The sequence below is a fragment of the Collimonas sp. OK607 genome, assembly GCF_900111995.1.
Taxonomy (GTDB): domain Bacteria; phylum Pseudomonadota; class Gammaproteobacteria; order Burkholderiales; family Burkholderiaceae_D; genus Collimonas.
In genome coordinates, this window is record NZ_FOKF01000049.1 from 1 (window position 1) to 17,300 (window position 17,300).

General features: G+C 54.1%; 17 protein-coding genes and 1 pseudogene. 6 read left to right on the forward strand and 12 right to left on the reverse strand.

Features of this window, described 5'->3' with window-relative positions; all coding sequences use genetic code 11:
* A partial coding sequence (locus tag BM029_RS22550; protein WP_139217320.1) for a transposase occupies nt 1-278 on the reverse strand: 278 nt, incomplete at its 3' end.
* 285 nt (nt 279-563) lie between these two features.
* Between BM029_RS22550 and BM029_RS22555 the strand changes: the two genes are divergently transcribed.
* From BM029_RS22555 to BM029_RS22565, 3 genes are all read left to right on the forward strand, one after another.
* Nucleotides 564-1,124 (forward strand): Pycsar system effector family protein, encoded by a 561-nt coding sequence (locus BM029_RS22555; protein ID WP_139217321.1) that lies wholly within the window; start codon nt 564-566, stop codon nt 1,122-1,124.
* A gap of 9 nt (nt 1,125-1,133) precedes the next feature.
* A complete protein-coding gene (locus BM029_RS22560) occupies nt 1,134-2,507 on the forward strand; it encodes a nucleotide-binding domain-containing protein (RefSeq protein WP_092439909.1) in 1,374 nt (457 codons plus the stop codon).
* 376 nt (nt 2,508-2,883) lie between these two features.
* Nucleotides 2,884-3,147, forward strand: coding sequence for a hypothetical protein (locus BM029_RS22565; RefSeq protein WP_092439911.1), 264 nt, complete (start codon nt 2,884-2,886; stop codon nt 3,145-3,147).
* Between the two features lie 103 nt (nt 3,148-3,250).
* Here BM029_RS22565 and BM029_RS22570 read toward each other — a convergent pair whose 3' ends face one another.
* A complete protein-coding gene (locus BM029_RS22570; protein ID WP_244545180.1) occupies nt 3,251-3,496 on the reverse strand; it encodes a helix-turn-helix domain-containing protein in 246 nt (81 codons plus the stop codon).
* Nucleotides 3,497-3,694: 198 nt separating this feature from the next.
* On the opposite strand from BM029_RS22570, the gene BM029_RS22575 reads away from it, so the two are divergent.
* Nucleotides 3,695-3,991, forward strand: coding sequence for a hypothetical protein (locus tag BM029_RS22575; RefSeq protein WP_139217322.1), 297 nt, complete (start codon nt 3,695-3,697; stop codon nt 3,989-3,991).
* A 525-nt stretch (nt 3,992-4,516) separates the two neighbouring features.
* Here BM029_RS22575 and BM029_RS22580 read toward each other — a convergent pair.
* Both BM029_RS22580 and BM029_RS25995 read right to left on the reverse strand, forming a co-directional pair.
* On the reverse strand, nt 4,517-4,771 hold the full coding sequence (locus BM029_RS22580) for a hypothetical protein (protein WP_139217323.1): 255 nt from the start codon (nt 4,769-4,771) through the stop codon (nt 4,517-4,519).
* Nucleotides 4,772-4,948: 177 nt separating this feature from the next.
* Complete coding sequence (locus BM029_RS25995; protein WP_170851191.1) at nt 4,949-5,092, reverse strand: hypothetical protein; 144 nt, start codon at nt 5,090-5,092, stop codon at nt 4,949-4,951.
* 169 nt (nt 5,093-5,261) lie between these two features.
* Here BM029_RS25995 and BM029_RS22585 point away from each other — a divergent pair.
* Nucleotides 5,262-6,787: pseudogene (locus tag BM029_RS22585) on the forward strand (IS3 family transposase); the annotation flags it as partial.
* Between the two features lie 455 nt (nt 6,788-7,242).
* Here the strand turns inward: BM029_RS22585 and BM029_RS22590 are convergent.
* The 8 genes from BM029_RS22590 to BM029_RS22625 all read right to left on the reverse strand — a co-directional run bounded on the left by BM029_RS22590 (nt 7,243) and on the right by BM029_RS22625 (nt 15,711).
* Entirely contained in the window at nt 7,243-7,872 is a 630-nt protein-coding gene (locus BM029_RS22590) for a riboflavin kinase (protein WP_092439917.1), read from the reverse strand.
* A gap of 327 nt (nt 7,873-8,199) precedes the next feature.
* The gene (locus BM029_RS22595; RefSeq protein WP_092439919.1) at nt 8,200-9,129 is read right to left on the reverse strand and encodes an electron transfer flavoprotein subunit alpha/FixB family protein; all 930 of its coding nucleotides are present in this window, start codon (nt 9,127-9,129) and stop codon (nt 8,200-8,202) included.
* A gap of 107 nt (nt 9,130-9,236) precedes the next feature.
* A complete protein-coding gene (locus BM029_RS22600) occupies nt 9,237-9,989 on the reverse strand; it encodes an electron transfer flavoprotein subunit beta/FixA family protein (RefSeq protein WP_092439921.1) in 753 nt (250 codons plus the stop codon).
* Between the two features lie 176 nt (nt 9,990-10,165).
* Complete coding sequence (mmsB, locus tag BM029_RS22605; protein ID WP_092439923.1) at nt 10,166-11,056, reverse strand: 3-hydroxyisobutyrate dehydrogenase; 891 nt, start codon at nt 11,054-11,056, stop codon at nt 10,166-10,168.
* Between the two features lie 22 nt (nt 11,057-11,078).
* Nucleotides 11,079-12,230, reverse strand: coding sequence for an enoyl-CoA hydratase/isomerase family protein (locus BM029_RS22610; protein WP_092439925.1), 1,152 nt, complete (start codon nt 12,228-12,230; stop codon nt 11,079-11,081).
* Nucleotides 12,230-13,015: an enoyl-CoA hydratase gene (locus BM029_RS22615; RefSeq protein WP_092439927.1), complete on the reverse strand. Its 786-nt coding sequence runs from the start codon at nt 13,013-13,015 to the stop codon at nt 12,230-12,232. Before BM029_RS22615 ends, BM029_RS22610 begins: the two co-directional genes overlap by 1 nt.
* Entirely contained in the window at nt 13,012-14,172 is a 1,161-nt protein-coding gene (locus BM029_RS22620; protein WP_092439929.1) for an acyl-CoA dehydrogenase family protein, read from the reverse strand. Before BM029_RS22620 ends, BM029_RS22615 begins: the two co-directional genes overlap by 4 nt.
* 21 nt (nt 14,173-14,193) lie before the next feature.
* On the reverse strand, nt 14,194-15,711 hold the full coding sequence (locus BM029_RS22625) for a CoA-acylating methylmalonate-semialdehyde dehydrogenase (protein ID WP_092439953.1): 1,518 nt from the start codon (nt 15,709-15,711) through the stop codon (nt 14,194-14,196).
* A gap of 302 nt (nt 15,712-16,013) precedes the next feature.
* Here BM029_RS22625 and BM029_RS22630 point away from each other — a divergent pair, with 302 nt between their 5' ends.
* Complete coding sequence (locus BM029_RS22630) at nt 16,014-17,033, forward strand: AraC family transcriptional regulator (protein ID WP_092439931.1); 1,020 nt, start codon at nt 16,014-16,016, stop codon at nt 17,031-17,033.
* Nucleotides 17,034-17,300 lie beyond the last annotated feature (267 nt).

The window sequence follows — 17,300 nt, forward strand, 5'->3', positions numbered from 1 at the left end:
GCGAAGTACGCCGCTGCTTTTTTTATGATTTCGTTCTCCCGTTTCAGGCGAGCGACCTCAGCTCGCAGACGGGACAACTCCATCGCTTCCGGCGTGACCACCTTGCTACCGGCACCTTTGAGCTCACCTACCGCGGCGGCCTTGATCCAGTTGCGCAACGTCTGGTCACTCAAGCCTAGCTCCTTGACCACCAGCGAAATTGCCTGCCCGTCAGCCACCCGTTTGACGGCAAGCTCTTTGAACTCGGTCGTGTATGCCTGTTTTGGTATTTTCTTCATTTCCGCTTCTTCCAAAGTAACGTTATTTTACGTCACCCGTGGAAGACTAAATTTCAGGGGAAGCTCATAGCGACGCTCAAGTGCCATCTTTTCCAATCAAGTGCATCGAACATAAATTTCGTTCAGTCCGCACAATCTCGTTGAATAATGAGTGGGGCTTGCCAGAAGGGGGAGATGATATAAAACTATCTCGCCGCTGGAAAGTCGGTAGGGAGAACAAATGCATCTACTTCTCGTGCCATAATGAAAAGATAACTATGACAAAAATCGCGAAGGAGGTATTTGGTGGCAGCTGTTCCTGGGGATGCATCGAAGCGGGCTGAGAATCAACAAAAGCTTCTTCTCGAAATTATTAAACGGTACGACACCTACATTGGGGCGACAAACACCAAGATAGCGGTCATTCTTTCGTATTCCATGGCTTATATCGGTGGCGTCGCTTTTAAGATTATCGATTTATCGGCCAAGCGAAGTCACGAATGGACATGGTGGCTAGCCCTCATTCTCGCCAGCGTGTCGGTCGCAGCTACGCTTTACGGCGCATATCGCGCATATGAGGCTCTCAATCCGCAGACTCCACCTGGTCGGGCTCAACACGAAAAGCCATCAATAATCTTCTTCGGTGATGTAGCCAACTTGGTTGGTGGGCGTGATGGCTATGTCAATCGCATTAACGAAATTACCGATTCCGAGATAGTCGAAGACTTGGCGCGTCAGGCACATGTCTTGGCCAGCATCGTTTCAAATAAGATGGGTACACTGAACCGGTCGATTCGCACCCTCGCAAAGGTACAATTACCGCTGAGCTTACTGACCATCATTGCGCTGTGCCTCACTTCCTATTGAGTCAGAAAAATGAGTAAAAAAAATCAAGAATTGTTCCGTTCTAGCTTTGAATCAATGTATCGCACCGGCCCCCGGTCGGCTACCACCGCCAAATCGCTCCAACCGACGATGGAGAGCGTGCATAGGGCTGACTCGTCGGTGTTTGATGGCGCGGACCATCAGGGATTCGGCTTGGCTAACGCAGACGCAGATGAATATGCGATTCAACGCCCAATTCGTGAGTGGTTTGGTAAAGACGGCATCAATACAGGCACGATAGGAGCGCATCCAGATTTCGAGTATCTGGACGGCACTGATGACATCAGGAGCCACCACATTACAACCGTATTCATCGACATCAAGAACTCGACGCGGCTTTCGTTACGCTATGACTTGAGGCAGGTGCGGAAGATTAAAAACACGATTTTGCGTGCGGCGTCGGAAACAGTGCGGGCATTGGACGGGCATGTTCACCGATTCATGGGGGATGCACTTATGGCCTACTTTGGGGGGGTAAATCAGGACCGAGAGAGTGCGTGTATGGCCGCGATTAACTGCGCTGCGATGCTGCGTCTTTTGATGGATGAATCCATCGGCCCAGGTCTGCAAAAACAAGGAATTGACCCAAGTGACATCGGTTTTAGAGTAGGCATTGACTACGGTGGTGACGACGAGGTTCTATGGTCATCATATGGTTACACTGACGTGTCCGAAGTCACGGCCACGTCTTTCTTCGTTGACGCGGCGGCAAAACTACAATCGATGGCATCCAAAGACAGTGCGATGCTTGGAGGCAATTTAGTGCGGCATCTCGATTTTCCAGATAGCCTCACCGGTCAAAAGACCGAAATGCGCGAGGGCAAGCCAGTGCCAGTGCCATATTTGCGCCCCAACTATGCGCTGGCGAACGGGGACAGTCACAATTACGAGATTCATGAACTGAAGTTCAAGGAATTCGCGCGACTCCTGCCGATTCCACTGGATATGCGTCAAGGATTGGTAAACGGCGCGAAAGCTCACTCGGGGATTCAATTTCAAGCCTATTCCCAAGACACGCATCTCTACAACGAGTACAAGTCCCTTTCAAGATGCGTGAGCAAAGGAACAGCAGTCATGTTCCAGATTTTTATTGAAGCGCATGCGCTTGACGGTCTTCGGTTACCACTACGTGGAGAATGGGTCAGAAAGAACCATGGGCAGCAGGCTGCGGATGCGAACATGAGTAAGGACGAACGGGGTAGCTTTGAAATTCGACCGAACGCCACAAATCGCGGACGTGAACCGACCAAGTACAAATGGACCCGAAATGCAGAGTTCCGTGGCATCCATACCATGGAAGTCGAGATTTACGACACGCAAGACACGCTTCTTTTTTCCGACATCATCGGCGTGCACATCCGATGATTCGCTGTCTCACGAACGTGGTGTGACTCAAAAAATGAGCCCATCTGGGCTAATGCCGTTCAGTTAAGACTGGACGGCATTTTCATTTCAGGGGTTGTTAACGACGAAGTGTGCCGTTAACCTGCGCCATCGTGATTGATGGCGCCATCCATTTTATTGTTGAAGCGCAAGAGGCCCCCAACTGGGAGCGCTTGGGGCAGCATTTACCCTATGAGTGGATAGAACAAGTAGTCGCCTATCCCAGCGGCCGGGTATCGAGCTATCCCCCTGGTGCGCGGGGTGACGCTAAACGAACTGATTTCCTACATCCGTATCTCGATCACCGCTGCGTATTGCTGATTCTTTGGCGCGAGACGACGCAATACGCAACAGACCGTTGCAAAAAAATATTGAAAAGGCGGTACAACAAAGTCCACTAGCAAACATCAAGCCGGCGCCGCCTGATCGACTGATGGACTGCGCAAAAAATCTCGGGGAGCTGGCTACGCTCGACATGGTCATCAACGTGTGCGAAATGCAAATGCTGTGGGAGATGTATAGCCAGCGTCATGCGTCAGACGGACTCAAGCCGGTCAATGGAAATGCCGGGGCCGGTAGCGGTGCTGAAGATTGTCAGGCAACGGGAAATACTACCAACTGAAGTTGGATCACGTTCAGGTACGACGCAGAAAATCGGGGCCGGCTCGGATGTCAACAATTGAGTCTTCGGTATGAAGCTATGCAAGCTGAATTGCAGAAGCACACTACTTAGTGGCAGCGGACGGAAGCTTTATTTCTTTTTCTACAAGGGCAAGCATTTGCGATGGGGACGTGCGCAACGCCGATGCCAGCTTAAAAATAACTCTAATTGTCGGTTGGTTGACGCCTCGCTCAATCAAGCTCACAAAATTGCGCTCAATGTCAGCTTCAAATGACAATTGCTCCTGTGATAGCCCCGCTTCCTTTCTCAGGCGTCGTAACACGTGTCCAAAAGCTATTGCTGGATCCAAATAATTCTCCCAATATATTGGGATAATCGTGATCGTGTGATATGGTTGTGTCTTCACAATATATTGGTAATATCATATTTCGGGATACCAATGTTGATGCAGGGCGCTGCGATTGACCTTGTGGCATTGCAGCGGAGTGTGGCCAATAGGCTAAATAAAATTTAGGCACATATGATCCATTTAGTTGACAGAACGAAAATGAAGTTATCATTAGTCGTCGCAACGCTGCTATTACTGGCTGCATGCGGCGCAAAGACCGTTGAACAGGCGAAATCACTGGCATATTATGCGGAGTACCTCGCAGAGGCCGACGTTGTATATGCAAAATGCGAGGCAATGGTTCAACATGAACTGAGTACCATGTCTCCGAGTCAGCGGCTTGCATGGTTTGAAACCGCTACAGGAATTAACTGTAAAAATGCCTCGCAGGCGCGCAGCGACGAAAACTACAAGGCGTATCAAAAGAAAATGCAGGATGCTGCGGGTAAATATTGAGGGCAAAAATGAGTCAGATAGAGAATCGTAGATTGACTTGGTGGCTTGACCATATCAAACAAGTTGCGCGAGATGACGTACGACTGTATTTTGCGCCCTTTGTTTGGATAGCTAAAAAAATCAACGCAGGTGCCAATCGACTCAAGTGGTAGTAATGCCATCACCACGAACGAGGCGATCATTTCGATCATGAAATCATGATCTTCCAGCGGCATAAGGGCTCTGGCCCGGGCCGACCGCCCCGGTGGAGGAGATTATTTTTTCTGAAATGACTACCGTGTTGTATTGGGGCCGGCGTACCTAGACAACATTGACGACGAGCTGGACAGCATTGCGGCGGAAAACCGGCATCCGCAGCCTTCAACGCTTTTGATTTTCTTCGATTTATCCCGGAAACTCGACACGTTAGCAGCGGCATACGTTTGACTGACATGAAAAATGCCATAGATGTCCAAGAAAGCCGGTAAATTTTTTGATGGCGCGATGGCTTACCATTTCGGAAATGCGATTTTCTTTTGATGTAGATCACGTTGCGCTTTCCGCTTGCAGCAATAGGTCGTTGATGGCCTTGATTTCATGCACGTACCGCATGGCCGGCAGTAAAACCGAGAGTACCCGTCCGCTGCCATTGCCAACTTCCTCGATGGCGATCACGATCAAATCTGTCAAGATAGCGATTGGCTGTTCGAAGTCCGAGGAAAAATCCGTCTTCGTGCCAACCGCTTTCATTTCCATCGCCTCCGCCCGCACAGACCGCTTGTTTCGCTTATTGATAGACATCGTGACTCCCTGATTACTTGGATTACCGACTAGAGGCCGTACCTGGTACGGTCCCGGCGTTCGTGTTATTGGTTCAACTCTCATCGAATCGACGCAGCATTGACGATCTCGGTCATCTCCGCCCGAACTCTGGCTGCGGCAGCCCGTTCGATATGCCTCTTCATCGCGGCCGGATCGTCATTCAATATGCGGCAAAAGCAAGGCGGTCACCGAAGCCCCCTGTGCCAGACTACTTGTCGGGTGAATTTTTTGAACAAGTGATGTCCTGATCTGGTTCTTGTAGTGGGGCTTGGCTCGGTTTTTTGCTTCAATTTCTAACATTCTTTCCGGGAGCGGGGGTCGGGTGTTACGGGTGGAGCGCAGCGGAACCCGTTCCCTCAAGACGTCAGGTTTGGCTTTTCGGTTCGAACAGGAAGGACGTCGAAGCCGCGGTCATGGCCCAGCGACGAAACTAGTTGTCGCCTCTAAATTTCAATTCATAGAGGCAGCAATGACAGAAAAGCATTCTGAAGCATTTATTGAGCAAGCCCTGGCCAAGGCGTATTCGCGCGGCGACCGGACGATCATGTCGGTCGCGGAAGATCTGAAGGTCAATCACCATACGTTAAGATATTGGATGAAAAATAAAGCTGTTACCAAGAGCGGCGCGTCGGCGGCGCGCGAGAAACGTCCCCAGGACTGGACAGCTGAAGAGCAGTTACTGGCCTTGCAGGAAACCCATGGTTTGTCCGGCGAGGCCTTGCAGGCATGGTGCCGCGAACGGGGCATATTTGCTCATCATCTGACCAGCTGGAGAGCCGCGTTTTGCAAAGGCGGGAAGGAGACCGCATCGGGTCCCCGCGAAGTGCGAACCTTGAAGGACGAGAACGTGAAGCTCAAGCGCGAACTGGTGCGCAAAGACAAGGCACTAGCGGAGGCCGCCGCGTTGCTGATCCTGCAAAAAAAATTCCGCGCGCTGTGGGAGGACGAGGAGTGATGACCGCCCTCCCGGAACGCGACCAGGTAATGGCCATGGTGACCGAGGCGATCTTTGCCGGGGCACGGCAGGAGCGCGCCTGCGAGGTGATTTCGCTAAGCGAGCGAACCCTGCAACGCTGGCAGAACGATCAGGATGAAGGCGCTTGCGACCTCAGGCTGGCGCGGGTACAGACGCCCAAGAACAAACTGGACGAGCTTGAACGCCGACGCCTGCTGGCAATCGCCAACTCGCCCGAATTCGGCCACCTCTCGCCAAGCCAGATCGTGCCGCGGCTGGTCGATCAGGGAGAGAATGTCGCCTCGGAATCGACCTTCTATCGCGTGCTGAAAGCGGAGAAGCAGCTCAAGCATCGTGGCGCCGAAAGACCGGCGAAACCGCGCTACAAGCCGCGTGCGCTGGCAGCAATGGCACCCGGCCAGCTGTTCAGTTGGGACATCACGTATTTGCCGACGCAGGTCATGGGAATCTATTTTTATCTGTACCTGTTTATGGATATCTACAGCCGCAAGATCGTCGGCTGGCAGGTCTATGAAACGGAAATCAGCGAGCTGGCAAGCGAGGTGGTGCTGGATATTTGCGTGCGGGAAAGCATCGCGCAACAGCAGGTGGTGCTGCACTCCGATAATGGCAGTCCGATGAAGGGCGCCACCATGCTGACCACGCTGCAAAAGCTCGGAGTCATACCATCGTTCAACCGCCCCGCGTGTAGCAATGAGAATCCCTTCAGCGAAAGCCTCTTCAAAACGCTCAAGCACCGTCCAGCCTATCCGCGTCGTCCATTCGAAAGCCTCATGGCCACAAGGCAGTGGGTTGGCACGTTCGTCCATTGGTACAACGAGGAACACCGGCACAGTGCTATCAATTTCGTGACACCGGCACAGCGTCACGCCGGCCTGAACGGCGCGCTGCTATGCAAACGCGTCGAGGTCTATGAAGCAGCCAAGGCCAGGCACCCGGAGCGCTGGAGCGGCGCCACGCGAAGCTGGGAACCGGTCACGATTGTGCACCTGAATCCAGAAAAAAGTATCACGGAATCAGATTGTTGGTTGGCGATAAGGACGCAGGTTGCGATCACGATCCATATCTGCATTTTGACGACATTCTCGCTGTTAGCCAGGAAGGCTTTGATACGCAGATGTTACTTGATCCACTTTTAAAATTTTTTCGACCTGCGAGCGTTGCTTGTAAAGTGCTACGATGATCTCGGGAAAGAGGGAGAAATTTTTTAGTCAAAAAGACGATACGTTTTCCAGTTTCGCTCTTGACTACGACGCGCCGCAGTGTCGCCGTATAGTCCTTGCTCGAATAGATAGCTTAATCAAGAACGATCAAAAAATCAGTTTGATTAGTTACTTCATATCATCTCCACACTGTTTTGAAGTATCGTTGAATTTTCTCAATTAATCAACGCTCTTAGCCAAGACCGATTTCATTTCGCTAGCAGTGGCTTCAAAGACTCAGATAAGATTTGCTTTTCTCGATTATTCGAAACCTAGCGGTGCAGTGTTGCATACGTCGTTAAGAAATTCTTCGCGTTGAGCACATCCTGGCGGATTGCCGCCGTAAGAATTTCTAGACTATCGAAGCGAACTTCATCTCTAAGTTTGTGTAACAGGTCTACCTCAATCTGCTTTCCGTAAGCCCCCTCAGTTCCCAAATGAGTTGGCCATTCGAAGCAATGCGCTTCCAGTAACATACGGTCGCTGTCGTCGACCGTAGGGCGTGTACCTAAGCTAGCGACCCCGTTCAAAGGCGGTTCGTCTAGACCATGTACCTGCACAACGAATATACCCTTCATGTAGGCTTTGGATAGAGGGATGCGTACGTTCAATGTACGAAAACCCAGCTGTCGTCCAAGCTTCGCGCCATGCATCACGCGACCGCTTATGCTGTAGGGGCGGCCGAGCAATTCCGTGACCGTCTTCATGTCGCCAAGGATAAGGGCATTGCGCACTGCATGACTGGAAATTAGTACGTCATTTGCGTCGGAGTTTTTCATGTAGGTAGTTTCGAAATTTCGAGTTGCGCCGGCAGCTTCGAGCGTGAGATAGTTGACGTAGCCACAAAGGAAGTTTGGCAAGGAGTGAAGAAAACTTTCGCGAGGATATTGATTATTTTTCATTCTTGTCCAGTCATCAAGCGCAGGCTTGTACTTGAGTCAGACCCATGATGACTAGAGAAATGGATATCTGATTTCCTTTGATAAGGGGCGGCATGTTAAATTGGCTCTCGAGAGTGGGTTAAATTGAATGGGTCAAATTTTCACGCAAGCGCCCAATAGGGCATCAAATTTTTCCTTCGAGGGCAGACGCTACAGTTGGGATCATTAAAAATCGTTGTGTGACTTTGGTATGCTTAGGCCGAGTCCTGCACGAAAAGTCCGTGTTTCTTCGAGGTTCATTCATCCAGCTTGGCGCGGGCCCTCGTTGCTTCCGTGTCCATGTAGTCCTTATCCGAGTTCGTCTATCAGTTGCGGCACGATCTCGAACAAGTCGCCAACAATGCCGTAATCCGCGACCGAGAAAATCGGCGCTTCTTCATCCTTGTTGATGGCGACGATGACCTTGGAATCTTTCATCCCGGCCAGATGCTGGATCGCGCCGGAAATACCGACGGCGATATACAGTTGCGGTGCAACGATCTTGCTGGTTTGCCCGACCTGCCAGTCGTTGGGCACGAAGCCCGCATCGACTGCGGCGCGCGAGGCACCCATGGCGGCGCCCAGCTTATCAGCCAGCGGCTCCAGGATCTTGAAGTTTTCAGCGGAACCCAAACCACGGCCGCCGGATACGATGATCTTGGCTGCTGTCAGTTCAGGACGATCCGATTTGGCCAGCTCACGCGAGACGAATGCGGACTTGCCGAAATCGGCTGCGGCCGCGATATTTTCCACGGCAGCAGAACCGCCGCCGGCAGCAGCGTCAAAACCCGTAGTGCGAACCGTGATGACTTTGGTGGCGTCGCTCGATTGCACGGTGGCGATGGCGTTACCGGCATAGATAGGACGCTCGAATGTATCCGGGCTGTCGACCTTGGTGATTTCGGAAATCTGGCCGACGTCCAGTCTGGCGGCAACGCGCGGCAAGATGTTTTTGCCGTAAGCGGTTGCCGGCGCCAGGATGTGGCTGTAGGCAGCGGCCAGGGCCAGTACTTGCTCGGCGACGTTTTCGGCCAGGCCATCGGCAAAATAGGCTGCATCGGCGACCAGTACCTTGGTCACTCCGGCAGCTTGCGCAGCGGCTTGGGCGGCCGCACCGCAGTTGCTGCCGGCGACCAGTACGTGGACTTCGCCGCCGCATTGGCTGGCGGCAGTAATGGTATTGAGGGTGCTGCCTTTTAACGAGGCATTATCGTGTTCAGCAATGACGAGGGCTGTCATGTCGGCTCCAGAGTTATGTACGCTCGCCTGCATCATTATCAGGATGCGGCGCTACGCTTGATTCTTGAATAGGTTATGGTTGGTTCGGCAGGCTAAGTCGGCTTCGCTTACAGGACCTTGGCTTCGTTCTTCAGCTTGGCGACCAGGGTAGCGACGTCAGGCACCTTGATGCCGGCGCTGCGCTTGGCTGGTTCCACCACTTTCAGCGTCTTCAGGCGCGGTGCGACGTCCACACCCAGATCGGCCGGCTTGAACACATCCAGCGTTTTCTTCTTGGCTTTCATGATGTTCGGCAGCGTCACATAGCGCGGCTCGTTCAGGCGCAAATCGGTGGTAATGATCGCCGGCAGCGTCAGGGCGATGGTTTCCAGGCCGCCGTCGACTTCACGCGTGACGCTAACCTTGCCCTCTTCCAGCACGACCTTGGACGCAAAAGTCGCTTGCGGCCAGCCCAGCAGCGCAGCCAGCATCTGGCCGGTCTGGTTGCAATCGTCGTCGATCGCTTGCTTGCCGAGGATGATCAGCTGCGGTTGCTCTTTGTCGGCCACGGCCTTCAATAACTTGGCCACCGCTAGCGGTTGCAGATCGGTGTCGCCGGTATCGACCAGAACGCCACGGTCGGCGCCAATCGCCATCGCCGTGCGCAGAGTTTCCTGGCATTGCGTAACGCCGCAGGAAATCGCGATCACTTCCGTCACCTTGCCGCCTTCTTTCAGACGCGTGGCTTCTTCCACCGCGATTTCGTCAAACGGATTCATCGACATCTTGATGTTCGCAATATCTACACCGCTGTCGTCCGATTTGACCTGCACCTTGACGTTGTAATCCACCACGCGTTTAACCGGGACCAGAATTTTCATAGTGTTTCCTTATGTCTCTCTTCTTTCGCCATTTTGTCCGACAATGCTATTGTTAATTCTGCATCGACTTGGCGGTCCGATCGTGCATTGATAAGATGCCACGGATGGTGTTTATGTTCGTTGAACGCCATGTTGATTCGCAGACATTTTCTCTAAGTATCTCCTGCTCGAAGCTTCTATTCCGATTTTCGCAACATTTGTACGATGCTGGAAAAATCCAGCGCACCAGCCCCCGATTTGCTGTGCATGGCATACAGATTCCGTGCCAGTTCTCCTAATGGGATCAATGCCTGTGCACTCAATGCCGTTTCGGTCGCCAGCCCGAGATCCTTGAGCATCAGGTCGACGACGAAGCCGCCGCTATATCCACGTGCAGCTGGCACATTGTCCATGACGCCCGGAATCGGGTTGTACAGCTCCAGCGCCCAGTTGCGGCCGGAGCTCTTGCTCATGATGTCGGACAGCACATGCGGATCCAGGCCGTTGGCCATGCCCAACGCCAACGCTTCCGCAGTGCCAGCCATCAGGATGCCGAGCAGCATGTTATTGCAGATCTTGGCGGTCTGCCCGGCACCATGTGACCCAGCATGGAAAATATTTTTGCCCATCGCCGCCAGAACGGGACGGGCACGCTCTAGCACGACAACGTCGCCGCCGACGATGAAGGTCAGCGTGCCGGCAATGGCGCCACCGGTGCCGCCGGACACCGGGGCATCCAGCATCGCCAAACCACGTGCGGTTGCGGCTTTGGCGACAGTGATCGCCGATTGGGCAGCAATCGTGCTGCACTCGATAATCAGCGTGCCCGGTTTGATGTGCGCCAGGATGCCGGCTTCGCCTAGATATAGTGCTTCGACGTGGCGGCTGGCCGGCAGCATCGATACGACAATGTCGGCATCGCCGACGGCGTCCTTGGCGGAGGCGGCGACGCCAGCGCCTGCATCGGCCAGCGTTTTGATCGCGGCTGGCGAGAGATCGAACACGTTCAGGGTGTGCCCCGCTTTGAGCAGGTTCTGTGCCATCGGCCCACCCATATTGCCCAAACCTATAAATGCGATACGGCTCATGCTCTCTCCATTATTTAGTGAATTAATTGCCAAGGTTGGCCAGCGGATGTGCATCTGCCGACCAAGGGCTGACGATAAATTCGGCCATCCAATCTGACCTTACTTCGCCGAGGCTGGCGGGCTGCCAGTGTGGCCGCTGGTCTTTGTCTATCAGCAGCGCGCGGATGCCCTCTGCAAAATCCGGATGCGCTGCGCAGTGCAGCGCCGCGACATATTCCATGCGAAGCACATCCGCCAGCGACAGATGCGGCGCCCGTTGTAGCAACAGGTAAGCCAGGTGGACAGATCCGGGTGAGCCTGCCGCCAGCGAGGCAGCGGCTTTATTCAGCCACGCGTCATCGGTTTCCAGTGCTGTGATTGCCGCAACGATCTGCGCTAGGCTTTCCTTGCTGCACAAGGTATTGATCACATCGAAATGATTGCGCAAAGGACCGCTTGGTAGTTCAAGCGACCTTTCCGTCATGCGCAACACGGCGCCAAGCAATTCGTTGTTTTCACTTTGAGATGCGTTCCATGGCTGGCGCAACAGCGCATCCAACACTGTCTGTTTATCCGCCTGGGCGATTGCATAGTCGGCCAGCTTGGTAAATTTCGCATCGGACGCGTTGATCATGGCGCCGGTGAGTGCCAGGAACAGGCCGAGCTTACCCGGCATCCGGTTCAGGAACCAGGTGCCGCCGACATCGGGAAACAGGCCGATGCCGATTTCCGGCATCGCCAGCCGTGACTTTTCCGTCACCACGCGGTGGCTGGCACCGGCCATCAGTCCTATTCCACCGCCCATCACGATGCCGTGGCCCCAGCACAGAATCGGTTTGGGATAGGTATGGATCAGGTAATCGAGCCGATACTCGCGCGCAAAAAAATCGCCGGCATAGCGGTTGGCGCGTATGTCATCCTTCTCGTCCGACGCATGGTGCGCCAGCATCGATTGATACAGATTCTGCAAGTCGCCACCGGCGCAAAAGGCTTTTTCGCCGGCCGCCTGCAGCACGACCACAGCGATACCGACGTCCGACGACCATGCCGTCAGTTGCGCGGCGAGCAAGTCGATCATCTCCAGCGACAACGCATTCAGCGTCTTTTCGGCATTCAGCGTGACGATACCGATGCGGCTGCCGTTATCGGCCGTTAGCGTATCGAACAGGACGGGTTGGCTGTTGGCGTCATTCATTACGCATTCTTCCATTCGGCAGCACGTTTTTCCAGGAATGCATTTACACCTTCCTTCTGATCTTGCGTGTCGAACAAGTCGACGAACAGTTCCCGCTCCACCGGCAGCAATTGCGTCAGCGGATTCTGGCGCGCACCTTGAATCAATTTTTTGCACGCGGAGACGCTGGACGGGCTTTGTTTCTCGATCTTCTGCGCCAGCAGCAGTGCATGTTGTTTGGCCGTTCCTTTCGGCACAACTTCTTCGACCAGACCGATGCGCAACGCGGTTTCTGCATTGACCCGTTCACCGCACAGTATCATGCGCTTGGCCCAGCCTTCGCCCACCAGCCAGGGCAGGTTTTGCGTGCCGCCCGCGCACGGCAAGAGTCCGATGGACGCTTCCGGCAAGGCCATCTGCGCCTGTTCTTCAGCGATGCGGATATCGCAGGCCAGCGCACATTCCAGCCCGCCGCCCATCGCGTAGCCGTTGATCGCCGCAATCGACACGCCGCAGAATTGCGACAGCGCCTCGAACGCCTCGCCGAAGCGACGCGCCATTTCACGCGCCATGGCTTTATCGCCATCGGCAAAGGCATTCACATCGGCACCTGCGGAAAAGAATTTCTGTCCTTCGCCCGTGACGATCAGGCTGTAGATATTCCGGTTCGCATTCAAGTCGCCGACCAGCCGGGTCAGATCGGCCAGGCCGGCGCGAGTCCAGGTGTTGGCGGGGGGATTGGCGATGGTGACGACGGCGCTGTGGCCGACGATGTCGAGTTGCAAATTGGTATAAGTGTTGGTCATCGGATTTCCTCGGGAGATGCGTTATTGAGCAAATGACGCGCGACGATCACGCGCATGATTTCATTGGTGCCTTCCAGGATTTGATGCACGCGCACGTCGCGCAGATAGCGTTCCAGCGGGTATTCGCGGAGGTAGCCGTTGCCGCCATGGATTTGCAGCGCCTCATTGCAGACCTTGAAGCCGACGTCCGTGGCAAACCGTTTGGCCATCGCGCAGTACACGGAAGCGTTCGATGCGCGCTGGTCGAGTTTGCTTGCCGCCAAGCGCACCATCTGCCGCGCAGCGACCAACTCGGTCGCCATGTCGGCCAGCTTGAATTGCAATGCCTGAAAGTCCGCCAGCTTGCGGCCGAACTGACGCCGCTCTCCCATATAGAACCGTGCCGCATCGAGCGCAGCTTGTGCCGCGCCGATGGAACAGGTTGCGATGTTGATGCGACCGCCATCGAGCCCGCGCATCGCGATCTTGAAGCCTTCGCCTTCTTCGCCCAGGCGGTGGTAAGCCGGGATCCGCACGCTATCAAAGCTGACAGTGCGCGTGGGCTGACTGTTCCAGCCCATTTTGACTTCCTTGCGCCCATAGCTGATGCCGGGGGCATCGGCGGGTACCGCGAACGCGGAAATGCCATTCGCACCGTCACCGCCGGTGCGCGCCATCACGATCAGCAGGTCAGTCGAGCCTGCACCGGAGATAAAGGCTTTCGCGCCGTTCAGGCGGTATTGGCCGTCGACCAGTTCGGCACGGGTCTTGAGCGAGGCGGCGTCCGAACCGGCACCGGGTTCTGTGAGGCAATACGAACCCAGCTTGTCACCACTGGCCAGCAGCGGTCCCCATTGCGACCGCACGCTGGAGCTGGCCCAGGTCGCCACCATCCAGCACACCATATTGTGAATGGTGATGTAGGCCGTGGTCGAAGGACAGGCACTGGCCAGCTCTTCGAACACGATGGCCGCATCCAGCCGCGACAAGCCCATGCCGCCAACATCTTCCGGTGTGTACATGCTGCAAAACCCAAGCGCACCGGCTTTCTTGATGACGTCCAGCGGGAAAATGCATTCTTCATCCCAGTGCGCCGCATGCGACGCCATTTCACCGGCCGCAAAGTCGCGCGCGGTTTGCTGAAATGCCCGTTGGTCTTCCGATAGGTCAAAGTCCATGGCGTGATCCGTTTCCCGGGATTATTTCAAGGAGATGGTGGTGTTCACGCCACCCGTCACTGCACCATCTTCGAACCAGCGAGCCGTAATCGTCTTGGTCTGGGTATAGAACAGAATGACTTGCTTGCCGTAAGGCCCGAGATCGCCCAGCTTGGAAGCGCGCGAACCGCTGAATGAGAACAACGGTACTGGCACAGGAATCGGCACGTTGATGCCGATCTGGCCGACATCGATCTCTTCCTGGAACCTGCGCGCTGCCGCACCTGATTGGGTAAAGATCGCTGTACCGTTGCCGTTTGGATTGTCGTTGATGAACTCGATCGCCTCGTCCAGTGTGGCGACAGATACGATGCACAACACCGGTCCGAAAATTTCCAGATCGTAAATCTTCATGCCCGGCTTGACGCCGGAAAAAATGGTTGGACCGACAAAATTACCGTCTTTATAACCCGGCACGTCGGGATTTCTACCATCCAGTTCCAGTTTGGCGCCACTCTCAATGCCACTTACGATGAAGCTTTCGACACGTTCGCGCGCAGCACAGGAGATGACCGGTCCGACATCGGTGCCGGCTTCCGCGCCGCCATTGATCTTGAGCGTCTTGGCTTTGGCGATGAAATCGGGAATCCAGTCATTTGCAGCGCCTACCAGCACCGTGACAGGAAGCGCCATGCAGCGCTGCCCGGCTGCACCAAACGCCGCACCGGCAATGTTATTCAAGGTCTGTTCTTTGTTGGCGTCAGGCAGCACGATGGCATGGTTTTTTGCACCCATCATGCATTGGACGCGTTTGCCGGTGAGCGTAGCGCGCTGATACACGTGGGTGCCGACCTTGGTCGAGCCGACGAAAGAAATTGCCTTGATATCGGGATGATCGCAAATCGCGTTGACGATGGCTTCACCGCCATGAACCACGTTCAGCACGCCGGGTGGGATGCCCGCTTCCAGCGCAAGTTCGACCAGGCGCATGGTAACCATCGGGTCTTGCTCGGATGGCTTCAGCACGAAGGTATTGCCGCAGGCAATCGCCATCGGGAACATCCAGAGCGGGATCATGGCCGGGAAATTGAATGGCGTAATGCCGGCGCACACCCCCAGCCCCTGCTGCAGCGTATAGGTATCGACACCATTGGCGACGTTGTTGGCGATCTCACCCATCTGCAGATTGCCTATGTTGGCGGCGTGCTCGACCACTTCCAGCCCACGGAAGATATCGCCTTCCGCATCGGCCAGCGTCTTGCCTTGCTCGGCGGTCAACAGGGCCGCCAGTTCCTGCATATTCTCGCGGATCAACTGCTGATACTTGAGGAAAATACGGGCGCGGACGCCGATCGGGGTTTTACGCCAGGTCTTGAAGGCTGTCTTAGCCGATGCGACGATGGCGTTGATTTCGTCGCTGGTGGCGAATGGCACCCGCGCCAATACTTCCTGAGTGGCCGGATTGACGACATCGCGCCATTCCTTGCTGACGGATTCGACGAACTGGCCATCGATGAGCAGTTTCACGGTAGGAATAGTCGAAGGTGCTGCCTGCTGCATTGCGTTGTTCATGCTGGGTATATCCTCAATAAAATGGACGCTTGTTTCGTCACGGATGTTGGGCAGTCCATCGTGTTTCGGACTGCATTCCAATAATTTCTAGTGATAAGGTTTGGTGTCTGTCATGTCACTGCGATATAGCAGATCAGGGTGGAGTGTTTAACGGTCGGTTCAATAATAGTAAAACCGGGATGCGCCGGCTATGCCGTTATTACTCAATTTACGTGGAAAAATCTGCCACATGCGACTAGAATTTGCCGAGTGATAACTAGAAAAGTTTTTTCATAAAATTATTGCGTCGCATGGAAAAGGCAAGCATATCCATTCACTTCGTACAGTCTGCGTTGCGACCTGTTCAAGAGCGCGGACTAGACACCCTCAAGCTATTGGACGAAGCTGGCATAGCTTCAGTCTTGTTGCGTTCTCCGCAAGCACGGGTTTCAGCGATAAATTACAGCGCGTTATGGTTGGCTGTTGGGCGGATTCTTGACGATGAAATATTCGGGCAGGACTCGCGCCGTATGAAGGTGGGAAGTTTTGCAATGATGTGTCGAGCGCTCATTCATTGCAAGACGTTACGGAGCGCGCTGTTATGTATGTTGCAGTTTTTTAATTTGCTTCTGGACGATTATCACAGCAGCCTGGTCAGCGAGGGACGATTCAGCCGCATAGTTATTCAAGAACGCACTGAGGACAAACCGCCGCGAATGTTCGGACACGAAACCCTACTGATGATGCAACATGGCGTTGCCTGCTGGTTGGTCGGACGACGCATACCGATCTTGGCTGCTGGCTTTGCTTATCCGGAACCCATCTATAGTGCGGAATACCGGTCAATGTATTCGACACAGTTGCGTTTTAACGATTTAGTTACTTCGCTCACATTTGATCAAACTTACCTTGATCTTCCTGTCATTCAAAATGAGCGCACAGTCAAGGAATTTCTCCGGGTCGCGCCGGCCAATATCGTTCTCAAATACAAAAATAGTTCCAGTTTCTCTGCCAAAATAAGGCGAAGGCTTCGCACGACGGCGCGCACAGAATGGACGGATTTCGATACATTTGCCACAGGCTTGAACATGACGCGATCGACTCTTCGCCGCCGCCTGGAGGAAGAAGGGCAATCATTTCAAGCGATTAAGGACCAATTACGCTGTGATATGGCGATCGAATACCTTTGTCACTCTTCAAAAAGCGTGATGGAAATAGCTGCGGAATTAGGCTTCGCAGAACCCAGTGCCTTTCACCGCGCATTTAAAAAATGGACCGGCGCGTCCCCTGGCGAATATCGTCAACGAATGCATACGACCAACGAGTCATGACATGTCGATGGCTCGTCGGATTTCATGAAATGCGGGCCTTGCGACAGCCCGTAAACCTATATATTGCAAGATTTTATTCGTCAAAGCAGTTTGCACGTTTCATCGAAATACCAAAGAAATCGCACCGAAAATCAAGCCACCTTCGTGATTCATGTTTCAGCTGATTAATGATGGGGCCAGTTCCTCTCGACAGAGTCGGTCCTGAAATGGCGCAAGGGTATGAGGAATCAAACCTGAATATCTCTATGGTCTTACGTAGTTTCTCAG

Coding starts and splice junctions, on each gene's coding strand:
- BM029_RS22560 (WP_092439909.1), top strand. CDS start 1,134: ATGAGTAAAAAAAATCAAGAATTGTTCCGTTCTAGCTTTGAATCAATG.
- BM029_RS22575 (WP_139217322.1), top strand. CDS start 3,695: ATGAAGTTATCATTAGTCGTCGCAACGCTGCTATTACTGGCTGCATGC.
- BM029_RS22580 (WP_139217323.1), bottom strand. CDS start 4,771: ATGTCTATCAATAAGCGAAACAAGCGGTCTGTGCGGGCGGAGGCGATG.
- BM029_RS25995 (WP_170851191.1), bottom strand. CDS start 5,092: ATGTTAGAAATTGAAGCAAAAAACCGAGCCAAGCCCCACTACAAGAAC.
- BM029_RS22590 (WP_092439917.1), bottom strand. CDS start 7,872: ATGAAAAATAATCAATATCCTCGCGAAAGTTTTCTTCACTCCTTGCCA.
- BM029_RS22595 (WP_092439919.1), bottom strand. CDS start 9,129: ATGACAGCCCTCGTCATTGCTGAACACGATAATGCCTCGTTAAAAGGC.
- BM029_RS22600 (WP_092439921.1), bottom strand. CDS start 9,989: ATGAAAATTCTGGTCCCGGTTAAACGCGTGGTGGATTACAACGTCAAG.
- mmsB (WP_092439923.1), bottom strand. CDS start 11,056: ATGAGCCGTATCGCATTTATAGGTTTGGGCAATATGGGTGGGCCGATG.
- BM029_RS22610 (WP_092439925.1), bottom strand. CDS start 12,230: ATGAATGACGCCAACAGCCAACCCGTCCTGTTCGATACGCTAACGGCC.
- BM029_RS22615 (WP_092439927.1), bottom strand. CDS start 13,015: ATGACCAACACTTATACCAATTTGCAACTCGACATCGTCGGCCACAGC.
- BM029_RS22620 (WP_092439929.1), bottom strand. CDS start 14,172: ATGGACTTTGACCTATCGGAAGACCAACGGGCATTTCAGCAAACCGCG.
- BM029_RS22625 (WP_092439953.1), bottom strand. CDS start 15,711: ATGCAGCAGGCAGCACCTTCGACTATTCCTACCGTGAAACTGCTCATC.
- BM029_RS22630 (WP_092439931.1), top strand. CDS start 16,014: ATGGAAAAGGCAAGCATATCCATTCACTTCGTACAGTCTGCGTTGCGA.